This window comes from Kineothrix sp. IPX-CK (genome assembly GCF_039134705.1).
Taxonomy (GTDB): Bacteria; Bacillota; Clostridia; order Lachnospirales; family Lachnospiraceae; genus Kineothrix; species Kineothrix sedimenti.
The window spans coordinates 2,803,890-2,830,354 of record NZ_CP146256.1; the positions used below are offsets into that span (position 1 = coordinate 2,803,890).

The 26,465-nt window shown below is 45.9% G+C and carries 20 protein-coding genes; 1 reads left to right on the plus strand and 19 read right to left on the minus strand.

Features of this window, described 5'->3' with window-relative positions; translation table 11 throughout:
• Window positions 1–5: 5 nt before the first annotated feature.
• The 14 genes from folD to V6984_RS13610 all read right to left on the minus strand — a co-directional run bounded on the left by folD (window position 6) and on the right by V6984_RS13610 (window position 16,991).
• Window positions 6–854 carry a bifunctional methylenetetrahydrofolate dehydrogenase/methenyltetrahydrofolate cyclohydrolase FolD gene (gene folD / locus V6984_RS13545; RefSeq protein ID WP_342756151.1) on the minus strand — a complete coding sequence of 283 codons (849 nt, stop codon included), beginning with the start codon at window positions 852–854 and terminating at the stop codon, window positions 6–8.
• 43 nt (window positions 855–897) lie between these two features.
• Window positions 898–2,568 carry a formate--tetrahydrofolate ligase gene (locus tag V6984_RS13550; protein WP_342756152.1) on the minus strand — a complete coding sequence of 557 codons (1,671 nt, stop codon included), beginning with the start codon at window positions 2,566–2,568 and terminating at the stop codon, window positions 898–900.
• 35 nt (window positions 2,569–2,603) lie between these two features.
• Window positions 2,604–5,228: a DNA translocase FtsK gene (locus tag V6984_RS13555; protein ID WP_342756153.1), complete on the minus strand. Its 2,625-nt coding sequence runs from the start codon at window positions 5,226–5,228 to the stop codon at window positions 2,604–2,606.
• Window positions 5,229–5,301: 73 nt separating this feature from the next.
• On the minus strand, window positions 5,302–6,069 hold the full coding sequence (locus tag V6984_RS13560; protein ID WP_342756154.1) for a ClpP family protease: 768 nt from the start codon (window positions 6,067–6,069) through the stop codon (window positions 5,302–5,304).
• Between the two features lie 209 nt (window positions 6,070–6,278).
• Complete coding sequence (locus V6984_RS13565) at window positions 6,279–7,907, minus strand: glycosyltransferase family 39 protein (protein WP_342756155.1); 1,629 nt, start codon at window positions 7,905–7,907, stop codon at window positions 6,279–6,281.
• A 58-nt stretch (window positions 7,908–7,965) separates the two neighbouring features.
• Window positions 7,966–9,249, minus strand: coding sequence for an O-acetylhomoserine aminocarboxypropyltransferase/cysteine synthase family protein (locus V6984_RS13570; protein ID WP_342756156.1), 1,284 nt, complete (start codon window positions 9,247–9,249; stop codon window positions 7,966–7,968).
• 25 nt (window positions 9,250–9,274) lie between these two features.
• Window positions 9,275–10,045: a CFI-box-CTERM domain-containing protein gene (locus tag V6984_RS13575; protein WP_342756157.1), complete on the minus strand. Its 771-nt coding sequence runs from the start codon at window positions 10,043–10,045 to the stop codon at window positions 9,275–9,277.
• Between the two features lie 63 nt (window positions 10,046–10,108).
• A complete protein-coding gene (locus V6984_RS13580; RefSeq protein WP_342756158.1) occupies window positions 10,109–10,837 on the minus strand; it encodes a YebC/PmpR family DNA-binding transcriptional regulator in 729 nt (242 codons plus the stop codon).
• Complete coding sequence (locus V6984_RS13585; protein ID WP_342756159.1) at window positions 10,838–12,235, minus strand: hemolysin family protein; 1,398 nt, start codon at window positions 12,233–12,235, stop codon at window positions 10,838–10,840. It abuts the gene before it with no gap.
• A gap of 85 nt (window positions 12,236–12,320) precedes the next feature.
• Entirely contained in the window at window positions 12,321–12,662 is a 342-nt protein-coding gene (locus tag V6984_RS13590; RefSeq protein WP_342756160.1) for a type II toxin-antitoxin system PemK/MazF family toxin, read from the minus strand.
• Window positions 12,663–12,746: 84 nt separating this feature from the next.
• The gene (gene alr, locus V6984_RS13595) at window positions 12,747–13,961 is read right to left on the minus strand and encodes an alanine racemase (RefSeq protein ID WP_342760007.1); all 1,215 of its coding nucleotides are present in this window, start codon (window positions 13,959–13,961) and stop codon (window positions 12,747–12,749) included.
• Window positions 13,961–15,526 (minus strand): NAD(P)H-hydrate dehydratase, encoded by a 1,566-nt coding sequence (locus tag V6984_RS13600; protein WP_342756161.1) that lies wholly within the window; start codon window positions 15,524–15,526, stop codon window positions 13,961–13,963. Before V6984_RS13600 ends, alr begins: the two co-directional genes overlap by 1 nt.
• 116 nt (window positions 15,527–15,642) lie before the next feature.
• Window positions 15,643–16,335: a hypothetical protein gene (locus V6984_RS13605; protein ID WP_342756162.1), complete on the minus strand. Its 693-nt coding sequence runs from the start codon at window positions 16,333–16,335 to the stop codon at window positions 15,643–15,645.
• Between the two features lie 11 nt (window positions 16,336–16,346).
• Window positions 16,347–16,991, minus strand: a complete 645-nt coding sequence (locus tag V6984_RS13610; RefSeq protein ID WP_342756163.1) for a redox-sensing transcriptional repressor Rex — start codon at window positions 16,989–16,991, stop codon at window positions 16,347–16,349.
• Between the two features lie 281 nt (window positions 16,992–17,272).
• On the opposite strand from V6984_RS13610, the gene V6984_RS13615 reads away from it, so the two are divergent.
• Complete coding sequence (locus V6984_RS13615) at window positions 17,273–19,186, plus strand: ABC-F family ATP-binding cassette domain-containing protein (RefSeq protein WP_342756164.1); 1,914 nt, start codon at window positions 17,273–17,275, stop codon at window positions 19,184–19,186.
• A gap of 75 nt (window positions 19,187–19,261) precedes the next feature.
• Here V6984_RS13615 and V6984_RS13620 read toward each other — a convergent pair whose 3' ends face one another.
• The 5 genes from V6984_RS13620 to V6984_RS13640 all read right to left on the minus strand — a co-directional run bounded on the left by V6984_RS13620 (window position 19,262) and on the right by V6984_RS13640 (window position 26,463).
• A complete protein-coding gene (locus V6984_RS13620) occupies window positions 19,262–20,467 on the minus strand; it encodes an NADP-dependent isocitrate dehydrogenase (RefSeq protein ID WP_342756165.1) in 1,206 nt (401 codons plus the stop codon).
• Window positions 20,468–20,587: 120 nt separating this feature from the next.
• Entirely contained in the window at window positions 20,588–21,283 is a 696-nt protein-coding gene (locus tag V6984_RS13625) for a GntR family transcriptional regulator (protein WP_342756166.1), read from the minus strand.
• A 39-nt stretch (window positions 21,284–21,322) separates the two neighbouring features.
• Window positions 21,323–22,735: a 2-isopropylmalate synthase gene (locus V6984_RS13630; RefSeq protein WP_342756167.1), complete on the minus strand. Its 1,413-nt coding sequence runs from the start codon at window positions 22,733–22,735 to the stop codon at window positions 21,323–21,325.
• A gap of 102 nt (window positions 22,736–22,837) precedes the next feature.
• Window positions 22,838–23,770: a S8 family peptidase gene (locus V6984_RS13635; protein ID WP_342756168.1), complete on the minus strand. Its 933-nt coding sequence runs from the start codon at window positions 23,768–23,770 to the stop codon at window positions 22,838–22,840.
• Between the two features lie 125 nt (window positions 23,771–23,895).
• The gene (locus V6984_RS13640; protein ID WP_342756169.1) at window positions 23,896–26,463 is read right to left on the minus strand and encodes a leucine-rich repeat domain-containing protein; all 2,568 of its coding nucleotides are present in this window, start codon (window positions 26,461–26,463) and stop codon (window positions 23,896–23,898) included.
• Window positions 26,464–26,465: the final 2 nt, after the last annotated feature.

The following is a 26,465-nucleotide window of genomic DNA, read 5'->3' on the forward strand; positions in this document are numbered from 1 at the left end:
CCTTTCTACTTCGCCTCTAGTTCCGCAGACTCCACGCAGTTATTCATCAGCATCGCGATCGTCATAGGTCCCACTCCTCCCGGAACAGGCGTAACCCAGCTGCAAACTGCCGCTACATCTTCATAGTCCACATCCCCACACAATTTATTGTTTTCATCGCGGTGGATGCCTACGTCGATGACCACGGCTCCTTCTTTTACATATTCCTTTGTTATCATCTTCGGCTTTCCAATCGCTACGATCAAAATATCGGCACGCTTGGCTACCTCTTTCAAATCTTTTGTCCTGGAATGTGTTACCGTTACTGTGGCATTTTCGCGAAGCATTAAAATCGCCATGGGCTTTCCCACAATATTGCTCCTTCCGATTATCACACATTCCTTTCCTGCTATTTCAATTCCCGAACGCTTAAGAAGCTGAATAATTCCCGCCGGCGTACACGACACAAAGCCGGGCTGTCCGATACATAAAGCGCCAACGCTCTGAGGATGAAAGCCATCTACATCCTTTTTAGGGCTAATGGCAGAAATCACCTTATCCTCATCGATATGCTCCGGCAGCGGCAGCTGTACGAGAATGCCGTTTACATCCGCTTTTTTGTTAAGCTCGTCTATAAGAGAAAGCAACTCCTTCTCCGAGGTTTCCTCCGGCAGTTCGTAGGCCAGGGATTTAATTCCTATGTATTCGCAGGCTTTTTTCTTATTTCCTACATAGACACTGGAAGCGGGATCGTTTCCCACCTGAATGACTGCCAGAGTCACCTGCTTTCCTCCCGCCTTCATCGCTGCCACTTTTGTTTTTAATTCATCTTTTATCTGTGCTGAAATCGATTTTCCATCAATTATCTGTGTCATATGCATCTTTGCCTTTCTTCTCTCCAAATTCCAAGCTTCTAATTTAGAACAATCCCGTAATCATTCCATCCTTCGTCACATCGATGCGGCAGGCCGCAGGTGAACACGGCAGTCCCGGCATCGTCATTACCGCTCCGGTAAGTACTACCACGAATCCGGCTCCCGCCGATACATAGACCTCACGCACATTCAGCGTGAAGCCCTCCGGCCTTCCAAGAAGAACCGGATCGTCCGATAAGGAATACTGGGTCTTAGCCATACATACCGGAAACTTTCCGAAACCCAACTGTCCCAGCTTTTCTAACTGCTTTACCGCAGCAGGAGAATAACTCACATCCTTCGCACCGTATATCTCCCTTGCCACTGCTTCGATTTTCCCTTCAAGGGGCAGCTCGTCCTCATACAGTACTTTAAAATTACTTTCCTTCGTGCGCAGGGTTTCGATTACCTTTTTCGCAAGAGCGACACCGCCCTCACCGCCCTTTTCCCATACTTCGGAAATGGCGAATTCGCAGTCCCTCTCTTCACAAAATCTCTTCACATAAGAAATCTCCGCCTGAGTATCCGTAATGAAGGAATTCAGGGTCACCACTACAGGCACTCCGTATTTTTGCAGATTCTCTATATGCTTTTCCAAATTGATGACACCTTTTTCTAAAGCGGCCAGATTTTCTCCGTTCAGATCTGCCTTGGCAACACCGCCATTGTATTTAAGCGCACGGACCGTCGCAACCAGCACGACCGCATCCGGCTTTAATCCCGCCATTCTACATTTAATGTCAAAGAACTTCTCGGCTCCTAAATCCGCTCCGAACCCCGCTTCCGTAATAACATAATCCGCCATCTTGAGCGCCGCTCTCGTAGCTCTTACAGAATTGCAGCCGTGAGCGATATTGGCAAAAGGTCCTCCGTGAATGAGCGCCGGTGTATGTTCCAACGTCTGAATGAGATTAGGCTTTAGGGCATCCTTAAGCAAAGCTGCCATCGCTCCCGTGGCTTGCAAAGCCTCCGCCGTCACCGGCTCACCCGAAAAGTTATAAGCAACCACCATTCTTCCAAGCCGCGCCTTTAAATCCTCCATATCGGACGCAAGGCAGAGCACCGCCATGATTTCCGAAGCCACCGTAATAACAAAATGATCCTCTCTCACCGTTCCGTCCGCCTTGCTTCCAAGGCCCACTACTATATTTCTAAGTACTCTGTCGTTCATATCCAGACATCTCTTCCAGACCACCTGTCTCGTGTCGATGCCAAGTTCATTCCCCTGCTGGATATGGTTGTCCAGCATCGCCGCCAAAAGATTATTCGCAGAAGTTATGGCATGAAAATCTCCCGTAAAATGAAGATTTAAATCCTCCATGGGAACTACCTGCGCATAACCGCCGCCTGCGGCGCCGCCTTTTACTCCGAAGCAGGGGCCTAGAGACGGCTCTCTAAGGGCGATAATCGCCTTTTCACCCAGCTTTCCAAAGGCCTGACCTAATCCTACGCTGGTAGTAGTCTTTCCTTCCCCCGCAGGCGTGGGATTAATTGCTGTTACCAGTATGAGCTTTCCGTCCGGATTGCCCTTTATCTTTTCCAAGTATTCGTCGGAAATCTTCGCTTTATATTTTCCGTATAGTTCCAATTCCTCCGCATCGATATGTAATCCTGCCGCCACCTCTGCGATAGGCTTCATAACGGCCTCCTGCGCTATTTGAATATCAGTTTTCATCCCGATGACCTATCCTTTCCTTATGAGCCATACGCCTATATCTCTTCTTCGATAAGCTGTTCGAACTCTTCCATGCTCATCAACACTTTCCTCGGCTTGGTGCCTTCCTCTTCGCCTACAACACCCGCATCGCACAGTTGATCCATAATGCGTGCCGCCCGGTTAAAGCCGATTTTAAAAACTCTTTGCAACATTCCGATAGAAGCCTTGTCCTTGTCGATAATAAATCTTCCTGCCTCTACAAAATATTGATCTCTGCTGCTCGTGCCGTCTTCTCCTGCGCCGGCAGAACCCTGGCTTGCCGAACCCATATTTTGTATCTTCTCTTCCACATCTTCGCTGTAAATATTGCCAATCGCCTGATTTTTCAAGTAATCCACCACATCCGACACCTCTTTGTCCGAGACAAAGGCGCCTTGTATTCTCGCCGGCTTGGGATACCCCTGAGGATAAAAGAGCATATCCCCCTTTCCTAACAGCTTCTCCGCGCCGTTCATATCCAAAATAGTACGGGAATCCACGCCGCTGGATACAGCAAATGCCACACGGCTTGGCATATTCGCTTTAATCAGACCGGTAATAACGTCTACCGAAGGCCGCTGCGTCGCTATGATCAGATGAATACCCGCCGCCCTCGCAAGCTGTGCCAATCGGCAGATAGATTCCTCCACTTCACCGGGCGCCACCATCATAAGATCCGCAAGCTCGTCTACAATAATCACAATTTGAGGCATTGGAGCAGGTGCATCCGCCTCTCCCCTTGCCCTTCTTTCTTCTGCGGCTCTGTTAAAGCCCTTTAAATCACGTACGTTGTAATCCGCAAACTGCTTATATCTTTCAGTCATCTCCGCAACACCCCAGTGAAGCGCCGCCGCCGCTTTCTTCGGATCAGTCACCACCGGAATGAGCAGATGGGGAATCCCGTTATACACGCTAAGCTCTACAACCTTGGGGTCCACCATAATGAGCTTGACCTCATCGGGATGAGCCTTATATAAAATGCTCATGATAAGTGTATTGATGCAGACTGACTTACCGGAACCGGTCGCTCCCGCGATAAGCATATGAGGCATCCTCGCGATATCCGCAACCACCGTCTTGCCGCCGATATCCTTACCCACCGCAAATGCCAGCTTAGAGGGGAATTCCTTGAACTCCTTCGATTCCAATAAATCTCTGAGCGCTACCGCCGAGTTTTCTTTGTTAGGCACTTCTATGCCCACCGCCGCTTTTCCGGGAATCGGTGCCTCGATTCGGATGTCCGTGGCTGCCAGATTAAGCTTTATGTCGTCCGAAAGCCCTACGATTCTGCTTACCTTTACGCCCTGCTCGGGCTGCATTTCATATCTGGTTACCGCCGGCCCCTGACTGATGTCGGTAATAGTAACCTTTACGCCGAAGGTAGCCAAAGTCTGCTGCAAATGCATCGCCGTCTCCTTCAATTGGACGGCGGAATCAGCAGTCCCTTTGGAGGCCCCTTTTTGCAGAAGCTTAAGCGGGGGAAAGACATACTTTTTCACGCCGCCCTTTTCCTGCGCCTTTATAATGCTCTCCATATTCTGAGATATGTCGTCTTTTTTCACTGAATCCGTAGCTCGAAGCGGGTCTGTCACACCAGACGAAACCCGTACCGGCTCCGGAGGCATTTCTTCCTCATCCTCTTCCTCGAACATATCCATTTGCTGTGCCGAAGTAATATGTATTTTGTCGAAATCGATGGCGTGAACGTTTTCACCGGAATTCTTCACGGTCACATCCACCTCTTTTATATCGTTAGTATCGAAATCCGTCCATGTAATTTCATGAATATCGTCGCTGAGAGCGCCTTCCTTTTCCAGCTCCTCTTCCTTGGAGGCAAGCGCCGTATCCAGCATAACACCGGTAACCTTTTTATCCATACGCAGAATCTTCTCGTCCTCGCTCTCCTGCGCACGAAGTCTGCGTTCTTCTTCCTTCATCCTTCGCAGCTCTTCCTGCCTGGCCCGTCTTTCCTGGACCCGCGCTTTTCTTACATAAGCGTCTTCCTTCGTCCTCTCATATACTCTCTGCCCGCCGCTTCGCATACTGCCCACCAGAGATTTCTCCGTAAGTATGACCAGACAGATTACTGCCAACACAATGAGCATAAGCGCTGTGCCCACCATGGACAAAAAATGATAGCTAAGAAAGGTAAGTGTTCCCGCTATTACTCCTCCGCCGTTCTTGCTTTCACTGCATCTTTCATATATTTCCTTTACGTTATAAAGCGAATCCTGTGTCCATGCTCCTGCGAATAAATCGCAGGACATACCGATTAAGAGAAAAAGAAGTACCGCCGCCACTAATTTTCTCGTCGCAATCCTATTTCCCCGATTGGAAATGCCGAAGGCAACGGTTAAGAACAGCACCACCGGCGCTATGTAAGCCGTCAACCCGAAGAGACCGAACAGCATGCTGCTGATAGAGTCTCCGAATACGCCGACGACACCGAAATTACACAAAAATAAAAAGACTGCCAGCGCAAACACACCTATCAGTATTACTTCATTTTTAATCGCGCTGTCCATAGGTTCACTTTGTCTGGAGGATTTTGAATTCGTCGCCTTTCGTTTTCGCGAAGACGTATTGCGGGAATAGCTTTTCTTAGCGTTTCCCTTTCTATTTCCTTGTCCGGATGCCATACTATATGCCCCCTAAGCCTGCGTAATTTACTGAACTTATATAGTATAGCATCTAAAATGAAAGTTGTCATCCTCATACATTTCTTTTTTTATTCTCGGCCTTATCGGCGTTTTTGCTTTTTTCTTTATCAATGATGCTGTGCAAATGCTCCATAGCCTCCTTTACTCCGCCCACCTCGTTGATAATTCCTTCGTTCACCGCTTCCTGTCCGACGAGAATTGTCCCTACATCCTTTGTCAGCACTCCGGTCTCCATCATCAGCTCCTCGAACCTAGATTTGCTGATTCTGCAATGGCTGCATACGAATCCGGTTATCCGGTTTTGAATCTGTTTGAAATAATCGAAGGTTTGAGGCACGCCGATGACCATCCCGTTCATCCTCACAGGATGAATGACCATCGTTCCTGTGGGAACTATATAAGAATAATTGGTGCTCACCGAAATCGGTACGCCGATGGAATGACTTCCTCCCAAGACCAGAGATACGCTAGGTTTGCTCAAAGAGGCTATCATCTCCGCTATAGCCAAGCCCGCCTCAACATCTCCTCCCATCGTATTGAGCAGAACTAATACTCCGTCGATTTCGTTGCTATCCTCAATTGCTGCCAGTTCAGGTAAAATGTGCTCATATTTGGTCGTTTTGGAGGTGCCGTTCAGATTGTCATGTCCTTCTATTTCTCCAATAATAGTAATCAGATGGATCTTATGCTTCTTATCATTTTTATCCAGCGTGAGCTGACCGCTCCTTTCGATCCTTTCATCGCGGTGCTTTTCACTCTCCGCCTTTTTGTCCACATCTTTTTCTTCCTTTTCGATATCCTTTGACTTTTGATTTCCCATGGTTGCCTCCAGTTTTACAATTTCTGTCCTTAGTTTGCATGGAATTCATTTTTTTATACATAGAACAAAAGTGTTCTTCACATAACTCTTGCGGCCAGGCTCTTCGATAGCACAAAATAGGAGTTCTTTCCTATTAAATAAATAAGACCGCTTTCGATCCGGCATATGCCAGGGACGAAAAGCGGTCTGGAAATCAGTAAAACTATTAATCAAATATCAAAATCATCATTTTCCTTAGCGGAAATATCGTAATCCATCTGTTCGGGTGAAACCTCTACGGCATAATCCATATCCTTCTTTACATGCTTTTTCGGAAGGGGCATCGGATTTTCTATAAATTTTATTTCTTTCTTAACTTCTTCTCTGCTTACAACTTCCTTATTTGCATCTTCAGGTCCTAAAAGTATGTCATTTTCCCGCACAGTTTCTTCCAGTACGGCTTCTGCTTGCACATCACTTTTCTGTAAATCTTTCGCCTGTGCCGCTTGTACTTGTGTATCACTTTCCGGCGCATCATCTATCTGTATATCTTCAACCTCTATGTCGTTAATCTGCATCTTTCCTGCCGGAGAAGCCGCCGCTTTTTCTTCCGCTTCTACTCCCATAGAGCAAAGTCCCAGTCCCGCTAATGTCCCCCATATAACGACTGCAAAAATTCCGTAATCCATCCGTCCGATTCCGGAAAAGCTTATAGCAGTAAGCGCAGCGAGAAACAGTACCCATGCGTCCAGCCGTTGACGTTTGCGCATCAAAAATCCTACTGCACCAAGCGCCGCAATAAAACAAATGACCGTGCCGACCACCGGCTGAGCATCCGGTGCCGGAATTAAATAGCGGGGACGGATGTTATTTCCATACTGTAAACCCCATGCCGATGCAATATCCATAAAGCTCTGCCCCGAATATATCCCATCCAGCCAGGTAAGCCCCGCTGCCGCAAACAATGCCGATGCAAGGATTACGGCAAATTGTATTCCTACTCTAATATTTTTTCTTTCCTTCGAAGTCCTTCTTGTTTCTTTTATCACCACGAAGCCCATGCCTGCAAAAAAGAAAAGAGTAATTCCCAAAATATCTAGATAGGATATTATTCCTATGTAAATTCCTAACAGCAAAAAAGCGAAATAACTCCTCTTCTTTGTGTAGCCGCCCTTTACCAGTCCGCGCATATATAACCCCGTCAGCCAAAGCCCTGCCGCATATAAAAGGAGATATAAACCTTGAGGGGTAAGGCTGAACATATTCTCCATGAACGCCGGAGAAACCGCCATGAACGCTACCGCACAAAGAGCCGTTACCCTGCCCGACAACAATCGTATCCCAAAATAAAGAAGAAACATCGAAAGCAGCTGCAAAACGAGCTGTAACCACACTCCTGCCTCCGCCTTATTTCCCATAAAAGAAAATACAGCGGACAAAAGCGTCGTATATACATAGGAAGCGCCGTGAGTGATATTGGGGATTCCTCCGCCGTCCGTCACCTGCGCCATCTCATAAAACATATTCCGCTCCACAGTCCCGCCGGCATGCAGCAGATAATAAATACGATATAAAACAGCACCGGCAAATATACACATAGCAAGAAAACATTCCCACATATTTGCAAAATGCTTATCCTTCGGTATCCTTTCGGCCGCATATGCCACTATCTTTGATCCGGCAAACCACAGTCCGACCACGCCGGCAAAAAGCAGGCACACACACCCTGCCGCCAAATAATTGCTCATCCCCCACGTATATATGCTTATAGTAATTATGCAGGTCGCGAGCAAAACACCTGTTATCGCCATATAAAGCAACCATAGCAGATAACTAAACCATGTTTTCTTCATCTTCATGTTCTTTCGTTTCCTTACGGTTTATACCATTTTATACTTTCCGCTAAAAAGGTATTCCTTATATTTTCCTAAGCGCCTGTTCCAAATCCGCTATAATATCGTCCGCATTTTCGATTCCTACCGAGAAACGAATCAAATCAGGAGCAACTCCCGATTCCACAAGCTGAGCATCCGTCATCTGTCTATGGGTATGACTGGCAGGATGCAGCACGCAGGTTCTGGCATCCGCCACATGAGTCACAATAGCTGCCAGCTTCAGGTGATCCATCATTCCCGAAGCTGCGCTGCGTCCGCCCTTTGGCCCAAAGGAGATGACGCCGCAGGTTCCCTTCGGCATGTACTTCTGTGCCAGCTCATAATATTTGTTTCCTTTAAGTCCCGGATAATTTACCCAGGCCACCTTTTCATGCCTTTCCAGGTACTCGGCCACCTTCCGGGCGTTCTCACAATGTCTGGGGACTCTAAGATGCAGCGTTTCCAGCCCTATATTCAGTAAAAAGGAGTTCTGCGGAGACTGGGCAGACCCCAAGTCGCGCATGAGCTGCGAAGTCGCCTTAGTAATATACGCCAGCTTGCCGAACTTCTCGGTATATGTGATACCGTGATAGGACTCATCCGGCTGACAGAGTCCGGGATATTTGTCCGGATACTTGCTCCAATCGAAATTACCGGAGTCCACAATCGCCCCGCCCAGGCACATGGCATGTCCATCCATATATTTGGTCGTGGAATGAGTCACGATATCCGCCCCCCACTGAAACGGGTTACAGTTAATTGGGGTAGCAAATGTATTATCTATAATCAAAGGAACCTGATGAGAATGCGCCAAGCGGGCAAATTTCTCGATGTCCAAAACAACCAAAGCCGGATTGGCAATCGTTTCTGCCAGCACGCACCTCGTATTCTCCTTAAATGCCTGATTTAACTCCTCTTCCGAAGCATCGGGATCTACCACAGTGCATTCGATACCCATCTTTTTCATGGTAACGGTCAAAAGGTTAAATGTTCCTCCATAAACCTTGGAAGAAAGTACTATGTGAGATCCAGCCTCACATATATTGAATATCGCATAATAGTTCGCCGCCTGGCCGGAGGATGTCAGCATAGCCGCTACACCGCCTTCCAGCTCGCAGATTTTCTGAGCTACGAATTCGTTGGTAGGATTCTGCAGCCTTGAATAGAAGAAACCACTTTCCTCCAAATCAAACAGCCTTCCCATCTGCTCAGAGCTTTCGTATTTATATGTAGTGCTTTGATAGATTGGCAGTATTCTGGGCTCTCCGTTCTTAGGCTTCCATCCTGATTGGATACATATCGTTTCCTTTGCGTATTCGCCGCTCATTTTATACCCTCCCGTACTGCATCATCTATTTCTTATCTTTCGCCGTTATTATATATTGTTCCTGCAATTCTTCCATCATTTTTATATATTCTCTGCCGCACTGTTCCTTCTCGCCCATTTCGATATAAGCGATACACAGTTTTAAATATCTCTCCCATATATAACGGTATTTTCCCTCCGCATCGGCAGATTTGTCGATTCTCTTTACGATGGTAGGCGCAATATCATAATATCTGTTTACCAACGACTCTCCATTTTCAGTCAGTGCAAGATAATTGTCTCTATAATCTCTTAAAAGATTCAGCTCATAACAATCCTCCGGCTTGTTCAGACTTCTGCATACGGCAGTAGTCACATAACATAGCTTGCTCTTAAAGCCCGCTTGAATGCTGGCTGCATCCGCAGTCTTTATATTGTTTCCTTTGAACCTGGCTGCCCATCTTTCGCATATGGTATCTGTAAGGAGCTGTGCCTTCAACTGCTTTCCTTCCAAAACGGCAGGCATGAAATAAACCGCCATGAACATGTTAAAGTTTAACTGTCGATTGCTTTTTTTGACCTTATTCTTCTCTTCATCCAGAACACCTGCCACATAGGAAACGAGAAAATCCGCAAATTTTCCTATGGCATCTTCCTCATCTTCGGAAACGAGCATCTGATTCAGTTCCTCAAAAAAATCATGGTTCTTCTCCAGATATGTGTTCAGCAAATCTCCATATGTATCCTTTTTAAATCCACGGATCTGGACTTCCATCTCTTCAAAAAGCGGTGCTATATTTTTCAGCATTTCATTCATACTTTTCTATCCTCTTTACAGCAATTATTCGGTAACAGTTCAGCCATTGGCTAAACTGTAACATTATTCGTTCCAGTTGTGATAAACAGCCTGTACATCATCGTCTTCGTCGAGAAGGTCCAAGGTCTTTTGAAGATTCTTAAGGGCAGTTTCATCTGTAAGGTCCACATAGTTTTGAGGTATCATGGTCACTTCAGCGGATATCATTGTGACTCCTGCTTCCGCAAGCGCCTTGTTCACCGCATCGAAACTGTCCGGATCCGTCAATATCTCGTAACTGTCCTCTTCTTCGGAGAAATCCTCCGCCCCCGCATCGAGGGCAATCATCATGAGATCGTCCGCTTCCATCTCACATTCCTCTTTATCAATAATAATCTGTCCCTTTTGATCGAACATGAATGATACACATCCCGGTGTTCCGATATTTCCCTGCCCCTTCGTAAACGCATTTCTTATATTAGCTGCCGTACGATTCTGGTTGTCGGTGAGGGCATCTACGATAATCGCAATGCCGTTAGGACCGTAGCCTTCATAAGTAACGTATTTATAGTTTACATTTCCCACATCTCCGGCAGCCTTTTTAATTCCTCTGTCGATCGTATCGTTAGGCATATTATTTGCCTTCGCTTTTGCAATAACCTGCGACAGTTTAAAGTTGTTCGACGGGTCCGGGCCTCCCTCCTTTACTGCTACTGCAATTTCTCTTCCAAGAATGGTAAAAATCTTTCCTTTCGCCGCGTCGTTCTTTTCCTTCTTATGCTTTATATTTGCAAACTTTGAATGTCCTGACATTTAACTTTTCTCCTTTTTTCCCTTTTCATCATCTTCAAAAACAACTTCCTGCTCCGGCTCCTTTATTTTCGTTACCAGAACACTTAAAATCATCTTGCTTTCCACAGACAATATTCTAAAATTATAGCCTCCGACATCTATATCAAACGCTTCGCCCTCTTCCGGAATCTTGTCCAACTTAGAAATCATAAAGCCGTTCAGCGTATCGAATTCCTCCTCTTCGAAGGAAATATCGAACAGATCCTCCAATTCCTCTAAAGGAGTCTGCCCGTCTATGATGTACTCGTCTTCATTGTCCGTCTCTTCTATATATTCCTCGTCCTCGTCGTATTCATCCAGGATGTTCCCCACGATTTCTTCCAGGATGTCCTCCATCGCAAGCAGCCCCGACGTCTGCCCGTACTCGTCCACAATTATGACCATCTGCGTCTTTGTGGATTGCATCATCTGAAACAGCCCGTCGATGTTTTTCGTGCCCGGAATGAATACCGGTGCCCGCAAAAGCCCTTTGATTTCCTTAATTGGAATATTCGCCTTTGCACGGGAATTATGCAGTCTCATCGCATCCCGCATATGAACGATTCCGATAATATGATCGATATTGTCTTCATATACCGGAAATCTGCTGTTATGGGCATCCATCATGAAGCTTATCGCTTCTTTTAAGGACATAGTGCCCTCTACCGCGACAATATTCTTTCTGTGTGTCATAATATCCTGCGCCTCTTTATCGCCGAATTCGAAAATATTTGTAATCATTTCCGCTTCCGTCGCCTGCAGAACGCCCTGTTCGTGACCTTCATTCACCATGGATATGATTTCTTCTTCCGTCACGTCGCTTACATCCTTATCCGCCTTCAGCCCGAACAAACGCAGTATACCATCGGCCGTTACCGTTGCCAGACCTGTAAAGGGGGATAGCGCCCCTGTCACATAATAGACAAGATTGATACATAAATATGCCCATTTCTCAGGATATCTCGCTCCCAGCCTCTTAGGAAGCAGCACGCCGAAGGTCAGCAATATGTAGATCAAAGCTGCCGTCATTAAGATTGCTCCAAGCAAATATATCCCCGGCGATTCCAATCCCAGAGAAGCGTCCATAAACCGGCTTATGCCACGTATCCATATTTTCAGGAAAAAACTTCCCATGAGGATGTGTATCAATATGGATACCAGCTGCACCGTGTTCACATACTTCGCAGGAGCCTCCATAATAGACCAAAGACGTCTAGCCCTTTTGTCAGAGGACAATTTGTCCTTATCCTCTTTCGCTCTCTTTTCCACATCCTTTATATTCAGACAGTGAATTGCCGAACCGAATCCATAAAAAAACATATCGATCAATAATAATACGACAAAAATAATTATACTGGCAGTAGGCCCAGCATCATCCATAACATTCCATCTCCTTTTGTACTTCATAAAATATCACACTAAACTATATCATTTTACTTTCTTATCGTCAAGTTTAAGCCCTTTCTTATGTATTCAAATCGAGGCTGATAAGAAGTCCTTCGTTCACTTTATTCATAACTTCATCGTCCAAATGACACACCTTGTCTTTCAGTCTTTTCTTGTCTATCGTCCTTAGCTGTTCTAGCAAGATGACCGAGTCTTTCATCATATCACATCTCTCTGCATTCAGTTCAATATGTGTAGGCAGCTTCGCCTTATTCATCTTGGATGTAATCGCCGCACAGATTACAGTGGGACTATACTTATTCCCTATATCGTTCTGTATGATAAGTACCGGTCTCACTCCGCCCTGTTCTGAACCAATCACCGGCCGCAAGTCCGCATAATATATGTCTCCACGCTTCATAGTTCTCACCCTTCATTTAAACTTCTATATGGCAAACCTTTTATAGGTTACATTATTGCCAGTTTATCCGAAGGTATTCAATTGTTACTCAAAATCGAGAAAATAATCCCTCGTTAACACGACCTTTCCCTCTTTCAAATAAATTCTTGGTACTCTTTTGCCGATTAAGCAGGCGAGTTCATAGTTAAATCTACCTGACAGCTCTCCTATAAGCTCCATCGTGATGCTCTCCCCTCCGTCCCTTCCTATCAAGGTCACCTCGTCACCCTCAGTCACTTCCGGAATATCCGTTACATCCACCATAAATTGGTCCATGCAAATGCGCCCGATAATCGGCGCCCGCTGTCCGCGCACCAAAATATATCCTTTATTGGATAATCCCCTTGGATAACCATCTCCATACCCTACCGGTATAGTTGCTGCCTTTGTTGTTCTCTTCGTTATAAAGGTTCCACCGTAACTTATCGCCGCTCCAGCTTCCAGCTGCTTGATATATACGATACGGCTCTTAAGCTCCATCGCGGGTGTCAGGCGGACAATATTCCTTTCCACCTCGCCCGACGGCCATAGTCCGTATGTGGTCACCCCGGCACGGACAACATTCATATTTGCTTCCCTTAGTCCAATGATTCCCGCACTGTTGGAGCAATGACATACCGGTATCTGATATCCGGTTTCCTTCTTAACTTTTTCTACAAAAGTCCTGAACGTGTTCATTTGCCGTTTCGCCGCCGTTTTATCGGCTTCGTCTGCTCTGGCAAAGTGTGTAAAGATTCCTTCCACCTCGATCTCCGGCATGGAAAGCGCCTTTTTCACCAACATAAGGCCCTCCTCATCAGGAGATACCCCAATTCTTGACATTCCGGTATCCACCTTGATATGAATCTTAATGCGAACATCATCAAGTATTCGGCCGGCCTCCTCCGCTTCTTTCTTTATTTTCCGAACGCTGAGCGAAAGCTCCTCCAACGTATCGCAGCGGAACACCGCCGGGGTAATTTTTTCTTTTATCATTTCCTCATAGCAATAAGGAAACGTATATCCCAATATTAAAATCGGCTTGGTAATCCCGCTGTGGCGCAGTATCAAAGCCTCTTCCACCGTTGCCGTGGCGAATCCAAAGATATAGTCAAGCGGTTCCAGCTCTCTCGCGATCGGCACTGCTCCGTGACCGTATCCGTCCGCTTTGATGACGCTTACTATTTTCGTCTCAGGCTCAATATTCGCCTTCATATGATTCATGTTGGAATGTATGGCGTCCAGATCCACTGACGCATAAACCCTGCTGTACTTTTCTATCATCTTCGTTTCCCTTCATCGCTTAAAATGTACTTTAGCTGCTCCGTTAAGTCTCCTGCCATCACCGCGTACCGCCCGGTCCTCTCTGCCGCCAGATCGCCCAGTCTCCCGTGAAGAAAGACTCCTGCCTCCGCAGCCTCCCTGCACCTTACCCCCTGTGTCAGAAGTCCGCCGATAATGCCTGCCAGCACATCTCCGGAACCCGCAGTAGCCATACCGTCATTGCCCGTGGCGTTTAAGTAAACATCCCTTTTCATGTAATCAGCCACTGCCGTTCTCGCATCCTTGCATACCACAGTACAGCATAATCTATCGGCCAGTTCTTTGGTCTTGCTTATAATATCCTTCTTTACCTCCTCCGGTCTGCAACCGTAAAGCCTGGCGAATTCCGCCACATGAGGAGTTACGATAATCTGCCTGCTTTCCTTTAGCGACAAAGTCCGCAGGAGCTCCTGCAGCTCTTCCGACTCAGCCAGAAGATTCAGTCCGTCCGCATCGATGACCAGAGGCTTTGCAGATTCCTTCACAACATATTTAAACAGTATGCTGGCCGTGCCGCTCTTGCCTATTCCCGGCCCGATCACGATACAATCCGCCCATTTCATACTTTCTTTTAAGTCCTGTAAAAATTCCTTCCATGACTCAGTCTTCTCCGCATCTGTGTAAGTAGAAAGCAGCGCTTCCGGCAGATTTTTCTGTATGATTTCCCGATTCTCCTCCGGGGTAACCACCTTAACCATGCCTGCACCGATTCGATAAGCGCTCCTTGCGCACAGCTCGCAGGCTCCGCTCATATTTCTGCTTCCTGCGATTACCAACGCCTTGCCGAAGGTTCCCTTATTTCCTCCCCGGCTTCTTGCCGGCATAAGTGCCGCCGCCTGCTCCCTATAACGGTCGGCATAGGAATATACCCGGGGGCCTTCTTCCCCGCGAAAGCTCTCCTTCGTAATCCCGATATCCTTACAAAGCACTTCACCACAGTATTCGCAGCCCGGATACAGGATATGCCCCAGTTTTTCAAACGCGAAGGTAACGGTGATATCCGCTTTCACCGCCGCATTCATCACTGCACCCGTATCGGCGTTTATTCCGGACGGAATATCTACAGAGACGATGAAGCCGCTTATACTGTTCATCGTCTCGATACATTTTTTATATATTCCTTCCACGTTTCTAGACAATCCGATTCCAAATAACGCATCTATAATTATATCATATTCCATACTTTCGATTTTGCTTTTCAAAGTACATCCATATTTTGCGATAATGACTAACTGATGTCTTGTCTCCTCGCTGTATTTTTCTTCCGCCCCTATAAGGACAAAGTCCACCTCATATCCCCGCTGCATAAGAATCCGTCCGACTGCAATACCGTCTCCGCCATTATTTCCCGTGCCCGAGACAACCAGAACCCTGCTCCCTTTTCCGAATCTCTTCTCGATTTCTCCTACCGTCTCCAGAGCGGCACGTTCCATAAGCACTAAAGATGGTACTTGGAAGTCATTTATGGTGGCTCTGTCGTATTTTTTCATTTCTGCTGAGGATACGAAATACTTTTTTTCCATATATACCAATGCTCCTTTCAACCTTATACCAGTGCTCCTTTTATATGCAGACATACCTGCCTGATTAAGCATAAATGCGCCAAAAACATTCGTTCTGACGCATTCTCGTTTGCCGTTTATTCTCCCTTATCTACTATAATGGTCTTAGGAGAAGCGGCTTCCTTCTTCGCCGCCCGTTCTTCCTGAGCCTTTTTTCTTTCTTCCGGATTATATTTCATGTCAAAGATCTCGATTACATCTGCCCCAAAAATATCATGCATATAGGAATATAAATCAAAATTCGCTTTCTCACTTTCCTCTTTATGGACGAGATTCTTTTTGATCTCTACACGGACGTTCTTCACCCATTCGCCTATCGCTTCAATTTCCCTTGTATTCTGCGCAATTTTCTTATAGCAGACATCCATAGTATCAAGCATGAGCATATAGTTTACATTGTTTATTTCTTCGGGCAAAGTGCGCAGTTCCTCCTGATAAGCCTCCAGCTTCTCATTACAGTCATTGATAAGGCGCCTGTTCTCATCCATTTTCTTCTCTGTTTTGGCGTCGGGATTGTCTCCCAATGACTCTGCCATCTCCATGATCTCTCCCATCAGCTTCTTCTTCAGTCGTCTGATTTCCTTAGACTCAGTATTCAGCTTGCCCTGCCTCTTGACCAGTTCGTTCAGCTTTTCCTCGTTGCGCTTGATCTCCCCTGAAATCTCAGTCTGCGCTTGTGTAAAAAGCTGATGCCATTTATTATCCAGCGTTAAAAGCGGAATTTCCTTTCCCGCTAACGCCACCTTGTATACGTCCTCTGAACGTGCCATACCCTTCACCCCTATTTCGTATTATCCAATTCAAACCGGCTGATATTATAAGACAGCTTCATCAGACTGTCCGACAGATGGACATTTTCCACCTGAATATTCTCCGGCACATTCAAATCCACATGAGCAAAATTCCAGATACCCTTGATACCGTAATTCACAAGCTGCTCCGCCACCGTAACCGCCTCTGTCTTCGGTATGGTAAGAACTGCTATATCTATATCGTTATCTTTGACGAACATCTCCATGCTCTCCATGGGCTGCACCTCAATCCCTCGTATCTTCTTGCCGTGAAGATCGGGATTGTTGTCGAAAAGCCCACGGAACAAAAAGCCTCTCCTCTCGAAGTTCACATAATTGGCAAGTGCTTGTCCAAGATTCCCTGCTCCGATAATAATCAGATGATGTGTTCTGTCCAATCCTAGTATTTTTCCGATTTCATTATGGAGAAATTCAACGTTATATCCATATCCCTGCTGTCCAAATCCACCGAAATTATTAAAATCCTGTCTAATCTGCGAAGCGGTCACCTTCATGATATCGCTTAGCTCCTGCGAAGAAACTCTTTCGATTCCCGCATACTTAAGTTCGCTCAGATATCTAAAATATCTGGGTAGACGGCTTATTACAGCTTGAGAAATTTCTTTTTCTTCCACTACACTTCCCCCTATTCGATAATTATCTCTTATTATATAAAACTGATAAAATAATGTCAATGAATTGACAGAGTCTTTTATCCTATGTAAAATAAATGTTGCTGTTCACTTCGTTCGCAGTAACGCATGATTTCTGCATTTAAATTCGCTTCGCGAAGCAGAAATCATCTCTTGAACCACGTTCTTACGCAGCTTAACAGCAAGTGTTAAGCTACTGTGTGGACAGTAATAAATATATTCTGCCGTTTCTATCAGGCAGTTTTTGTTTGAGGAGTATAAACATGATATTATCTTGTCAAAATATTAGCAAAGCATTCAATGAAAAAAGCATATTAAAAAACATATCCTTTCACATAGAAGACTATGATAAGGCCGCAATCGTCGGCATTAACGGAGCAGGAAAAACCACGCTTCTTAGGATCATCGTCGGAGAAATGACAGCCGACGAGGGTATTGTCGTTTTTTCCAAGGATAAAACCTTCGGCTATCTGTCCCAGCATCAGTCTGTAGACAGCGGCGGCACGATTTATGACGAGCTCTTATCTGTCAAAAAGGAGCTGATTCTTATCGAGTCACAGCTCCGTCAGACGGAACTGCAAATGAAGGCTTCCTCCGGAACAGAATTGGAAAAGTTGATGGAATCCTATTCTCTGCTCACCCATCAGTTCGAGCAGGGCGGCGGCTATGCATATCGCAGTGAACTCATCGGAGTCTTAAAAGGCTTAGGCTTTGCGGAAAGCGATTTTACCAAATCAGTCTCCACCCTCTCCGGAGGACAGAAGACACGTGTTGCCCTGGGCAAACTTCTTTTATTAAAGCCGGATTTGATCATGCTGGATGAGCCCACCAACCACTTGGATATGTCTTCCATTACATGGCTGGAAACTTATCTATTAAACTATAAAGGTGCGGTTATCATCGTATCCCACGACCGCTATTTTCTCGATCGTATTTCCAATAAAATCATTGAAATCGACCAGACAAAAGCCTCCGTATTTTCCGGCAATTACAGCGATTATGCTGTGAAAAAGGAGTTGATTCGCACCGCCGCCCTGAAAGCTTACATGAACCAGCAGCAGGAAATCCGGCACCAGGAGGAAGTCATCCAGAAGTTAAAGTCATTCAACCGCGAAAAATCCATTAAACGCGCCGAAAGCCGTGAAAAGATGTTAGATAAAATCGAGGTTCTGGAAAAGCCCACGGAAGCTCCTACGGATATGAACATCCGCTTAGAGCCCAAATATATAAGCGGCAACGACGTTCTTCACGGAGAGAACCTCTCCAAAGCCTTCGGCCCTCTCTCGCTGTTTCGTGACATCAGTTTCGATATAAAGCGCGGGGAGCATGTTGCTGTCATCGGCGATAACGGTACGGGAAAAACCACTATCCTGAAAATCATTAACGGTCTGGTCCCTGCCGATTCCGGCACCATTAAAACCGGCAGCAACGTTCACATCGGCTATTATGATCAGGAGCACAACGTGCTGCATAAGGAAAAGACTTTATTCGAGGAAATTTCCGACGATTATTCGACCCTAAACAATACGGAAATCCGAAATACTCTCGCTGCCTTTCTTTTTACCGGCGATGATGTGTTCAAGCGTATCTGTGACTTGAGCGGCGGAGAAAGAGGTCGGGTTTCTCTTGCTAAATTAATGCTTTCGGAATCTAATTTCCTCATCCTCGACGAGCCTACCAACCATTTGGACATTGCTTCCAAGGAGATTTTAGAGGACGCCATAAATAACTATACGGGCACGGTTCTCTACGTATCCCATGACCGTTATTTCATCAACAGAACCGCCTCCCGTATTCTGGAACTGGCAAACGGCACACTCATCAACTATCTGGGAAACTACGACTATTATTTGGAAAAGAAGCCTCAGCTATCCTCCGCATACGCTGCCGTCTCTCCTTCACCTTCTATGGAGAACAATTCCGTCTCCAAGCAGGATTGGAAGGAGCAAAAAGAACAGCAGGCGAAGCAGCGCAGAAAAGAAAACGAGCTGAAACGCATCGAATACAGAATTGAGGTTTTGGAAAACCGCGAGGCCGAAATCGATGAGCTCATGGTTCTTCCTGATGTCTGTACGAACGTAGTCAAGCTTCAAGAGCTTTCCAGGGAAAAGGAAAGCATCTCTGCGGAAATCGAAGGCCTGCTGAACCGCTGGGAGGAACTTGAGTCCGAGGACTGATTGTATCGTGTATAAAAAAGCCAGCATGCTTCACTCAACAACAAGGCATGCCGGCTTTTATCGTCCTTTTTGCAATTACATAGCTTCGTATGTCTTTCGAACCGCTTTGATAAAGTCCCCGCTGTTTAACACCGTTACGTCCTTAAGCGTCGTAATCAGCGCAAGATCCTTCGTCATCTTACCCTCTTCGATGGTGGAAAGAGTCGCTCTCTCCAGCTTATCTGCAAAAGTTACCAGTTCCCTTGTTCCGTCCAGCTCTCCTCTTTTCCTGAGCGCTCCCGTCCATGCGAAAATAGTCGCTACGGAATTGGTGGATGTCTCTTCCCCCTTTAAATGCTTGTAATAATGTCTTTGCACCGTACCGTGAGCCGCTTCGTATTCGTATACTCCGGTTGGAGATACGAGTACGGAGGTCATCATAGCAAGAGAACCGAATGCCGAGGATACCATATCGCTCATCACATCACCATCATAATTCTTGCACGCCCATATAAATCCGCCTTTAGCCTTCATAACGCGGGCTACGATATCGTCAATTAGACTGTAAAAATATTCGATTCCTGCCGATTCAAATTTCTCTTTATATTCCTTTTCATATATTTCCTGAAAAATATCCTTGAAATCATGATCATATTTTTTCGAAATTGTATCCTTTGCTCCGAACCAAAGGTCCTGTTTCGTATCGAGCGCATAGTTAAAACACGCCTTCGCAAAGCTTGCTATGGAAGCATCCGTATTATGTACGCCCTGTAAAACGCCTTCGCCTTTAAAATCATGAATCACTTCACTCGTTACCGTTCCATCGACAGCCGTAAAGACTAACTCCGCTTTACCTGCTCCCGGTATCTTCATTTCTACATTTTTATAAATATCGCCATACGCATGACGCGCTATGGTAATGGGCTCCTCCCAGTTCTTTACACAAGGCTCGATGCCTTTTACTACAATAGGTGCACGAAATACCGTACCATCCAAAATAGAACGAATCGTTCCGTTAGGGCTTTTCCACATTTCTTTCAGCTGGTATTCTGTCATTCTGGCCGCATTGGGAGTAATCGTTGCACACTTTACCGCCACTCCGTATTTCTTTGTAGCTTCCGCAGAATCCACCGTTACCTGATCGTCTGTTTCATTGCGGTGTTCCAAACCAAGGTCGTAGTACTCCGTCTTCAAATCGATGAAGGGAAGCAGAAGCTCCTCTTTAATGATCTGCCAGAGGATTCTCGTCATCTCGTCCCCGTCCATTTCTACAAGGGGAGTTACCATTTTAATCTTGTCCATTCCTACACTCCTTATATCTAATGTGCTGTCTAGTTCATCTTTAGCTATGCTGATTATGAACGGGACGGTACACTAATCTTTCCACCTGTTATCTTACTATCTGCCGGCATCCTTGTCCCGTCAATTTTCACTGGTGCCGTAGATATTGTACAGTCCGTTCTTTACCATATTGTCATAAGCATTGATGATATGCCTGTTCGCAAGCTCCTGCGCCTTGTCCTTATCCTTCTCCTTAATCGCTTCCATAATGCTCCTGTGCTCGTTATTGGAGGTCTTTCCTCTTCCCCCGTTGGTCAACGTCTTCTTCCTGACCCTCAGCACATATTCGTGAAAGTCAACGAGCAAGCGTTCTAACTGCTTGCTGTTACATGCCTCATATAAAATATGATGAAAGCGGTTATCTAAATCTGCCATCTGATCCAGATGCCCTTTTGACGCATGAAAATCGGCCAGATATACATTCTCCTCCAGCTCCTCAAGCTGTTCCTTGGTAATGTTTTCTGTTGCCCATTTGGCGCAAAGCCCCTCCAAAAGAGAACGAATCATATAAATATCCTGGACATCCTTAGCAGTAATTCCGGTAACGTAAGCTCCCTTGTTCGGTACAATCTGAATCAGTCCCTCCAGCTCCAGCTGGCGGAACGCCTCCCTCACCGGAGTCCTGCTTACTCCCAGCTCCTCACCGATAGCTATTTCTTTAAGTTCCTCGTGGTCTTTATATTTTCCGTTTAATATATCTTCCCGTATTTTATTGAATACCCGTCCCCTCAAGGAATACTTATCAGTGACCTCCTGCTTTACATCATAACCTGCCATTCTTTAACCATGCCTTTCTCGTAGCTTATAAACAATTTATCAGCCGATTGTAAGGTTCAGTTTTTCACATGCCGCATTGATTTGGTCGATCAACTCTTCGTCCGTCAGCACCGTAATCCGTCCGCCGGCATATTCTTCATCCACCCACTTCTTCACTTCCTGCACCAGCACGGAGTTCTTATCCACCTGCTTATCATCGTGCAGCTTGAAATACGTATTCATCCAGTGAGCGATTCCCGCCAGACCGGAGGTATCGCTTACCGCACAGAGCACTGGCCTGTTTAAAAACTTCTCCGTATCAAATATATTATATATTTCTTCATTTTTGAGTAAACCGTCCGCATGGATGCCTGCTCTGGTAACGTTAAAATTCTTACCGACAAACGGCGTTCTCGGAGGTATCTCGTATCCGATTTCTTTCTCGAAATAATCCGCCAGTTCCGTGATAACAGTTGTATCCATGCCGTCTAAGGTACCTTTCAGCTGTGCATACTCGAATACCATCGCTTCTAACGGAGTGTTGCCGGTACGCTCGCCAATACCAAACAACGACGTATTCACGCCCGCACATCCGTACAGCCATGCTGTAGTAGAATTTGCTACCGCTTTATAAAAGTCGTTGTGTCCGTGCCATTCGATCAGCGCATGCGGAACGCCCGCATGTGTATGAATCGCATAGATGATACCTTGCACGCTTCTGGGTATTACTGCCCCCGCATAGTTTACACCATATCCCATCGTATCGCAAGCCCGTATTTTAATAGGAATATTATATTCCTCCATCAATTTCATGAGTTCCACACAAAACGGCACTACAAAGCCGTAAATATCAGCCCTCGTAATATCCTCTAAATGGCATCTGGGGCTGATTCCCTCCTCCAGACACTCTCGGATAACACTTAAGTAATGTTCCATTGCCTGTCTTCTCGTCATCTTGAGCTTTAAGAAAATATGATAATCTGAGCAGCTTACGAGAATCCCCGTCTCCTTCATTCCTATTTCCTTTACCAGCTTAAAGTCTTCCTTACTCGCCCGTATCCAGCTGGTTACCTCGGGGAATTGATATCCCCGCTCCATACATTTGTAAACAGCATCTCTATCCTTCTTGCTATATAAGAAAAATTCGCTGGCACGAATCAATCCGTTAGGGCCGCCGAGCTTGTGGAGGTAGTCATAAATTGTTACAATTTGCTCCGTCGTATAGGGCGCTCTGGATTGCTGTCCATCACGAAATGTTGTATCCGTAATCCATATTTCTTTGGGTACATTATGCGGTACGATTCTGTCGTTGAACGGAATCTTGGGGATTTCCGAATAAGGGAACATGTTGCGGAAGACATTGGGCTTTTCCACGTCATCCAAAATATACATATGCTCCTCTATTTGAAGAAGATTATTTTTTTCATTCATCGTCACAGGACGGTTTTCAAATGTGCTGTTATTTTCTCTCATAGTACCTCCATTCTGCCCTAACATACGGCAAGCCGCTTCCTCTTTGAAACGCTAGGTATTATTGTATACAATCATACGATTCATGTCAATATATAAATTGTATTAAAGTGAGAGCATTCTTCCTACATTTACCATTCCCCAGCCCTGCTTCGTCCAAGGTTCATGTAAATCCGTAGCGCTGTAATTGATTTTTCTCTTTACCTGCTCATTGGTCAGGAAAGGATATTTCTGCAAAAGCAAGGCTGCCGCCCCCGAAACGATAGGGGTGGCCATAGATGTTCCGCTTTTTTTCGTATAAGCGTTCTTATACCCCCGAAACGTGGAGCGGCAGGCTACGTTGCAGGATATGATGTCCGTGCCGGGAGCGACTACATCCGGTTTCTTTACCGCATAGGGTGACGGCCCTCTGCCCGAATAATCTTCGCACAGCGAGCTCTTCCCGCTGAAGAACCCTCCTTCGTGACATCCCACCGTTATTACTTTTTTGCTGGCGCCAAGCGGCGATATTGTCATAGGTTCCGGTCCCATATTGCCTGCGGCGCAGACCACCACGATTCCGCTGTCCCAGGCCGCATCTACTGTGTGGATCAGTTCGTTCATTCTGCTTTTATCGTCGATATGCCCTATTCCGATGGAAATATTAAGCACTCTTATTTTATATCTCTCCCTATTATCCAGTACCCACTCTATTCCCTTCCTCATATTATCTATATTACCGTCACCGTTCTCATCTAATACTTTTCCTACGATCAGACGGCAATAAGGAGCAATCCCTTTATACATTCCGCCGGAAGCTTTTCCGCTTCCTCCGATACTGCCGATAACGTGGGTTCCATGACCGCTGTCGTCATAAGCAGTCCTTCCCCCGTGAAGAAAATCATAAAAAGCCTCTACTCTGCCTTCTAAATCCGGATGACTGCCTACTCCGGTATCCAGCACCGCCACCCTTATATCATCTACCTCACCATTTCTTCCAATATTGCAGGATGCTACGAGCTCATCCGTACAGCCCACTTGCTGTCTGACTCTAAACATAAAACGCTCCCGGCTTTTTAATTAATTTATGCCGGGAGTCGTTATTCGTTACTTTTTGTCAGAAGATATTCCAAGCTGCAAGCCCTCACCCTGTCCTGCAGGTCCTGCCATTCTGGTATTCTCTTTCAATTAAAAAATCCATATACGGTAAAACGCTGAGCACTGAACTGTACGCAGGTTGCACCGTTTATTGTTACCAAACGGAAATCCACCTTTTCTAACTGCCCATCCTCATCCAAGCATGCGACCTGAAGAGCATCCTGCGCTACTCCCATGGGCTTGGGAATAGTTACCGTCATTTGCTGTTTTCCCGTCTTGCTGATAGGAATCAGCGTCTCCGCATCGTACAGCGCGAGGTCGTAAACCTGCAGGCTTACAATCTTGCCGCCCGACACCGCCTTTTTATATGCAGCGCTTATGGTACTTCCGGCGCCGGCATTATCACTGATATTTAAAACATAATTTGCATTGATTCCTGATAGCTGCGCTGTTGCTGCCGGTGTCCCTGATAAAGTAGCGCTATTTACTTCCACAGATACTGTCCCTTGTCCTGATACCTCCGCTTTGCTGCCTGAAACATACTCTACAGCTTCTCTCGGATTGGATATTTTATAGCGCTTACCATATACCGTTACCTCACTTGGAATCGTATTGTCATTCACATCCTCTTGGCGCATGACGATAAACTTAATTCTTAACCGTCCCTGCGTGCCATCTTCTGCAGCCTTCTCAACACTGCAGACAAGTCCCCGGAATCCACCATCATAGTCCAAAGCGGTACCTCTCACTGCCTCAGGCGTCACGCTGTCATTTACAATAGCAACATTCACGCCTTTTAGCACGGAGTCTCTATCCTCTTCATTTATCAATCTGGTTGCCGTTTTCTCATAAGATACGCCAGGTATGCTCTTGCCTAAGAAAACAGCGACCTCGCTTCCATCCTCTTTTATCGTATCGGTTATATCATAGGCCTTTAAACCTATTTTCTCCACAGAGGCGGGAATCTTTATGGTACTGATCGGACATCCAGAAAATGCCCTGTCCTTTATTTCCTTTAAATTATCGCCGCCGGATATGACGGTAAGATTACTGCATCCGGCAAAAGCGTCCTCTCCCACAATGGTACAAGTATCTGGCAGGGTAACCGCCGTTATCTCGGTGTGTCCTTTAAATACTTCCGCACCGATCTGCTTTACCCCTTCCGGCACTTCCACCTTATCGCCGACTCCGCCATAAGCAATCAAAATACCGTCTCCAACTACTGTGAACGGATCTCTTCTATTGACCAGGCAATCCTCCATCCACTTCGTCTTATCGAAAGCCGAAGGTTCTATCGTCGTTACCGTGTCCGGAATGGACACGGAAGCCAGATTATCCGCATGGTAAAACGCTCCGTATCCGATAGTCGTAACACCCTCAGGTATCGTAACATAGGTTAGTCCCGTCCTTGCAAAGGAGAAATCTCCTATTTCCTCTATCGTCCCCGGCATCTCATATTCCGTCAAAGCTGTGTTGCCATAATATGCCTGAGCCGCAATTTTCTTACCGTTTACAATCGTATACTTGGAATAGCCGCCGGAAGTCTGTCCGTCTCCCATCACCTCTGAGGATGCGGCACTGCTCTGTTCATCTTCCGTCTGCACATTTCCAGACAGCACCTTGGAACGGCTGTTATCTATAAACACTACCGCATTGCCGCCCACAATTGTACTTTGTCCCAATGTAGTCCCGGTATCTGAATTATCCGAGCTGTCAGCTCCATCCTGCCCTCTTTCATCTGAGGTCTTAGTCACCTCCTGATACTCGCTTTGGGCCACCTGGGATTTATCGCGCTTAGCTTCATATTCCGCCGCATAGGAACCTTCTTCTGCAGTAATGACAAGCTTCGGACAACCATCGAAAGCCGTCTCATGTATGGAGGAAACGGATACCGGTATTTCGATGCCGCCCAAGTTAATACAATCCGAAAAAGCCTTAATTCCTATAGCGGTAACAGAATACGGGAACAAAATTTTTTCCAGATTCTGACAATTGGCAAATGCATAATCCGGTATCTTCTTAACATTACTTCCTATTTCTACTTTTTTGAGATTCATACATCCCCAAAAAGCATTATTCTTAATTTCCTTCACTGTGGAAGGCATCTTATAGGTTTCCTGCGCATATCCCGGAATCATGGCGTACACGACGGTCTTATCCTTACTGTAAATCACACCGGAATCGTAGGCAAACTCCGTATTATTTTTGCTCAGCTTAATTTCGCTAAGAGCCGTACAATTCACGAACACCCCATTGCCGAGAGTATCTAACTTCTTTCCTATTGTTACGGATTTCAGACTGCTGCATCCGCTGAACGCTCCGTTGCCGATTTTCGTAACAGTATCGGGTATAACTACATTTTCCAACGAACTGCATCCGCTGAACGCATTATAATCAATACTTTCCACATATCCCGGAATCTCGATCTTTTTAAGTTCCGTATGTCCCGAAAAAGCTTCTTTTCCAATGTGTTTCACCGATACCGGAATAGACACGGCACTAGCCGTACCCGTATAATTTACCAGCGTATCACCCTTCATCTGGAAATCGGAAGCTGATGATGATTCTGCTTCCACCTGAAGCAGGGGAAGCCGGAGTGCTGCTATTGCAACAAGGAGCAACACGCCAAAAAGAATCTTACATTTTTTATTCATAG

Coding starts and splice junctions, on each gene's coding strand:
- folD (WP_342756151.1), bottom strand. CDS start 854: ATGACACAGATAATTGATGGAAAATCGATTTCAGCACAGATAAAAGAT.
- V6984_RS13550 (WP_342756152.1), bottom strand. CDS start 2,568: ATGAAAACTGATATTCAAATAGCGCAGGAGGCCGTTATGAAGCCTATC.
- V6984_RS13555 (WP_342756153.1), bottom strand. CDS start 5,228: ATGGCATCCGGACAAGGAAATAGAAAGGGAAACGCTAAGAAAAGCTAT.
- V6984_RS13560 (WP_342756154.1), bottom strand. CDS start 6,069: ATGGGAAATCAAAAGTCAAAGGATATCGAAAAGGAAGAAAAAGATGTG.
- V6984_RS13565 (WP_342756155.1), bottom strand. CDS start 7,907: ATGAAGATGAAGAAAACATGGTTTAGTTATCTGCTATGGTTGCTTTAT.
- V6984_RS13570 (WP_342756156.1), bottom strand. CDS start 9,249: ATGAGCGGCGAATACGCAAAGGAAACGATATGTATCCAATCAGGATGG.
- V6984_RS13575 (WP_342756157.1), bottom strand. CDS start 10,045: ATGAATGAAATGCTGAAAAATATAGCACCGCTTTTTGAAGAGATGGAA.
- V6984_RS13580 (WP_342756158.1), bottom strand. CDS start 10,837: ATGTCAGGACATTCAAAGTTTGCAAATATAAAGCATAAGAAGGAAAAG.
- V6984_RS13585 (WP_342756159.1), bottom strand. CDS start 12,235: ATGGATGATGCTGGGCCTACTGCCAGTATAATTATTTTTGTCGTATTA.
- V6984_RS13590 (WP_342756160.1), bottom strand. CDS start 12,662: ATGAAGCGTGGAGACATATATTATGCGGACTTGCGGCCGGTGATTGGT.
- V6984_RS13600 (WP_342756161.1), bottom strand. CDS start 15,526: ATGGAAAAAAAGTATTTCGTATCCTCAGCAGAAATGAAAAAATACGAC.
- V6984_RS13605 (WP_342756162.1), bottom strand. CDS start 16,335: ATGGCACGTTCAGAGGACGTATACAAGGTGGCGTTAGCGGGAAAGGAA.
- V6984_RS13615 (WP_342756164.1), top strand. CDS start 17,273: ATGATATTATCTTGTCAAAATATTAGCAAAGCATTCAATGAAAAAAGC.
- V6984_RS13620 (WP_342756165.1), bottom strand. CDS start 20,467: ATGGACAAGATTAAAATGGTAACTCCCCTTGTAGAAATGGACGGGGAC.
- V6984_RS13625 (WP_342756166.1), bottom strand. CDS start 21,283: ATGGCAGGTTATGATGTAAAGCAGGAGGTCACTGATAAGTATTCCTTG.
- V6984_RS13630 (WP_342756167.1), bottom strand. CDS start 22,735: ATGAGAGAAAATAACAGCACATTTGAAAACCGTCCTGTGACGATGAAT.
- V6984_RS13635 (WP_342756168.1), bottom strand. CDS start 23,770: ATGTTTAGAGTCAGACAGCAAGTGGGCTGTACGGATGAGCTCGTAGCA.
- V6984_RS13640 (WP_342756169.1), bottom strand. CDS start 26,463: ATGAATAAAAAATGTAAGATTCTTTTTGGCGTGTTGCTCCTTGTTGCA.